Source organism: Psychrobacter sp. AOP5-GZ1-6, from assembly GCF_052376345.1.
Lineage (GTDB): Bacteria > Pseudomonadota > Gammaproteobacteria > Pseudomonadales > Moraxellaceae > Psychrobacter.
This window is the reverse complement of the sequence record NZ_JBQSVP010000206.1, coordinates 1-3275: the sequence shown is the minus strand read 5'-3', so window position 1 is coordinate 3275 and position 3275 is coordinate 1. Positions and strand designations below refer to the sequence as shown.

At 37.5% G+C, this 3275-nt stretch carries 3 protein-coding genes; all 3 read left to right on the top strand.

Annotation, left to right across the window (positions count from 1 at the left end):
- A partial coding sequence (locus tag ACT3RN_RS14980; RefSeq protein WP_444518782.1) for a polymorphic toxin-type HINT domain-containing protein occupies positions 1-2491 on the top strand: 2491 nt, incomplete at its 5' end.
- Entirely contained in the window at positions 2488-2733 is a 246-nt protein-coding gene (locus tag ACT3RN_RS14975) for a hypothetical protein (protein WP_192519886.1), read from the top strand. The genes ACT3RN_RS14980 and ACT3RN_RS14975, both read left to right, overlap by 4 nt.
- An 88-nt stretch (positions 2734-2821) precedes the next feature.
- Complete coding sequence (locus ACT3RN_RS14970) at positions 2822-3256, top strand: hypothetical protein (protein ID WP_192992590.1); 435 nt, start codon at positions 2822-2824, stop codon at positions 3254-3256.
- Positions 3257-3275: the final 19 nt, after the last annotated feature.

Genomic DNA, 3275 nt, shown 5'->3' with positions numbered 1-3275 from the left:
CGGTAAGACCAATGTCAATGCTGACTATCAAACCGTGGGTGAGCAGTCAGGCATCTTCACAGGGGATGGTGGTATTGATCTTACCACCGAAGGCACAACCAATCTGATAGGCGGCGCGATTACCACCACGGACAAAGCCCTACAAAATGGATTAAACAACTATATCAGTAAAGGTGGCATTACGACCCAAGACATAGAAAACACCACCAGCTATGAGGGCGATGCCATTTCTGCAGGTGTTAGCATTGGTAATACCACCGGTAAACCACAAGCCACCATGAACGGCATTGGCTACGGCACAGATGGTGATAGTGATAGCAGTATCACTCGTGCAGGTATTACGGGTGTCGCTGGAAACAGTAGTATCACGACGGATAACCGTGAGGAGTATGCAGGAATACTTGAGAATGTGTTTGATGCCAATCAAGTGAATGAAGAGCTTGGGGCGCAGGTAGAGATCACTCAAGCCTTTGATCAAGAGCGTCGTAAGATTAAGACGGAGATTAATAAGAAAGAGCAGAAGTTAAGGGATGCCGCTGAGGAGCAAGATAAGTTAGGCAATACAGCTGCCAGAGATGATTTGAAATTACAAGCGGACAAGGTGCAAAAACAGGGTCTGTTCTTTGATGGTATTACTGGTGCCTTATATGGACCAAATAGTAATGGAGCAGTAGGTTATGTAGCCAAAGCTATCAGTCCGCAGATTGCCTTTCAAATTGGTCAAGCGTTCAAAGGCAATGATCTTGAAAATAGAATAAATGAAGATAATGAGCTTAATGGTATCGGTAGCCCGCAACACTTATTAGCACATACTATACTAGGAGCAGCGGTAAGCTACGCTACTAGTAATGATGCTATGACAGGTGGTATTGCGGCGGGTACAGGAGAAGCTGTAGTACCATTTTTGTCTCACTTTCTTTATCAGACTACAGACGCTTCAACGCTAACTCCAGAGCAGAAAGATACGATTAGCGCGATTACTAGTGTTTTAGGTGCTGGTATTGGACTGACAACAGGTAACGCTAGTGATGCGGTTAATGCGGCTGAGACAAGTAAGGTCGCGGTTGAAGATAATAGCTTGAAGCGTAAAGATGTTGAAAGTCTGCTTTACAAGATTGCTGTAGCCAAAAGGAAGTTGAAAGGTGGGCCACTTGACGCTGAAATGAAAAGAATTAGATCTTTAGCAGCAAAGATGGAGTCAAATAATCATGAGGAGATTAAAGCTTGCGAGAAGAATCCAACTGAGGCTTGTCTTAATAAGATTAGAGTTGATTATAGTAATGCCAATTTTGATGGACTAAGAGATGCTTATCGTGAGTATCAAGGTACAGAAAACATCATAAATGGTTATGAGCAACGTAATAACTCCCTTGTTTCTTGTAGCACATCCCGTCCTACAGACTGTGTGTATATGGATGGGGGTATACGAGTCATGAATGCAGCAGTTTATGAAGTTTTAGGTGCGGGGACTTTAAGAAAAATCCCGAGCGGTAAAAGTACTACTCAGGCCGCTAATGGAGCTAGTAAGACCTGTTCATTTCGTGGAGACATGTTGGTTAAAACCATTGCTGGCTATAGACCTATCTCTGAAGTCCGAATTGGTAATATGGTGCTATCTAAGAATGAGATAACTGGGAAGTTAACCTATCAAAGCGTATCAAATCACTATAATAATTCTTATAGGGCTACTGTATATATTACTATTAAAGACAGTAATGGTAATGAGCAAACTATTGTGTCTAATAAAATCCACCCTTTCTTTACTCAAGTCAATACAGGTGGTCAACTACCACAATCGTCAGAAGGACATGATTATCAAGGCAGTATTGATAACGCACAATGGATAGACGCTAGTAATCTAAAAGCAGGTTATCAGCTGTTATCAGAAGATGGTCAGTGGCAAGTTGTTCAAAGTGTGACACAGACTGAAGAACCGTTATCCGCTTATAATTTAACCGTCGATAATAATCATACGTACTTTGTCACAGGCAGTGATAGCACGTATGGCGTTTGGGTTCATAATGACTGTTGGAGTTCTTTACCAGATGGTGCTGAGTTGTCAGGTAAGACATTACCAAATGGTTCAAAGTTATATCAGTATAAAGAAGATGGAGAAATAAAACTTCTCTATCAAGGTAAAGACGGTAGATATTATGACAAAAATGTTTATAAACCTGATGATTTAAAGGCTCAACAGAGAGCTAAAGAAAATAAACCACCTGAACATATTTCTAATATAATTAATCCTCCTAATACAAATGAAATAACAGGAATTAAAGGGCTTGCGGAGGCTAAAGCTAAGACATCCGTACAAGGTGGCGGTAATTTACGTAGAAGATGGAAAGACAAAAAAGGTAGAATTTACGAGTGGGATTATCAGCATGGCGAATTAGAGAAGTATGACAAGTTTGGTAATCACATGGGAGCCTTTAATCCTAAAACTGGCCTACAGATAAAACCTGCTATAAAAAATAGGAAGATAACACCATGAGTAAAGTTATAAGAGAAATTAATATATATCCATTAGATGATGATTTTGCAGTTAGTAAAATAATTTTAAACCAGAATCAATTCTCTATACTAAAGGAGAACTTAAATAATAATGATGATAAAAATTATAGTTATGTTTATCCAGTTACTCTAAAAGATTGCTTACATGCCAATATTATTATTCCATCCGAGTATAGAAAGGAAGGTTTTGAGTTTCATTTAGTTACATATGAAAACTCTTAAAATATATTTTGTATAAGTAGCCGTAGTGCAGTGTTCTAATAAATTAGGAAACTGCATAAGAGGTTTTATTTATATAAAAGGATAAATAATGAATAATAACTTTCTTATCACAGTTCATGATTATGAATCTAATAATATTGAAAGTAAATGGATGGACATTGAAGATTTTATAGAAAGTAATGGTATTGAATACATGGACGAGTACTTTAATATAGAGTCTAATTTTATCTCTAGTATTAAGTCCTTTGGAGAGTACTTTTCAAAAGATAGATGTTTCGACTCCTTAGCTGCTAAAATTGAAGTCTATGAATACGATTCTGACTATAATTTCTATAGATTAGACGGTAATTATGAAAATCTTAAAGAGTTAAGTAACTATAATTTTAGTTTAATATCTGATTCTGACAAAGAGTTTGTTTATAGGTGTCAGTGTAGAGGAATGTGTAGCATATGGTTGATAGACGTTTTATCAATGTCGTATATTAAAAGTGCAATGGATGCCTTTTTTTACATGTATACTTGAATCCAGAGATTGATATAAG

Excerpts from the sequence above, each read along its gene's own strand:
- ACT3RN_RS14975 (WP_192519886.1), top strand. The coding sequence starts at position 2,488 with ATGAGTAAAGTTATAAGAGAAATTAATATATATCCATTAGATGATGAT.
- ACT3RN_RS14970 (WP_192992590.1), top strand. The coding sequence starts at position 2,822 with ATGAATAATAACTTTCTTATCACAGTTCATGATTATGAATCTAATAAT.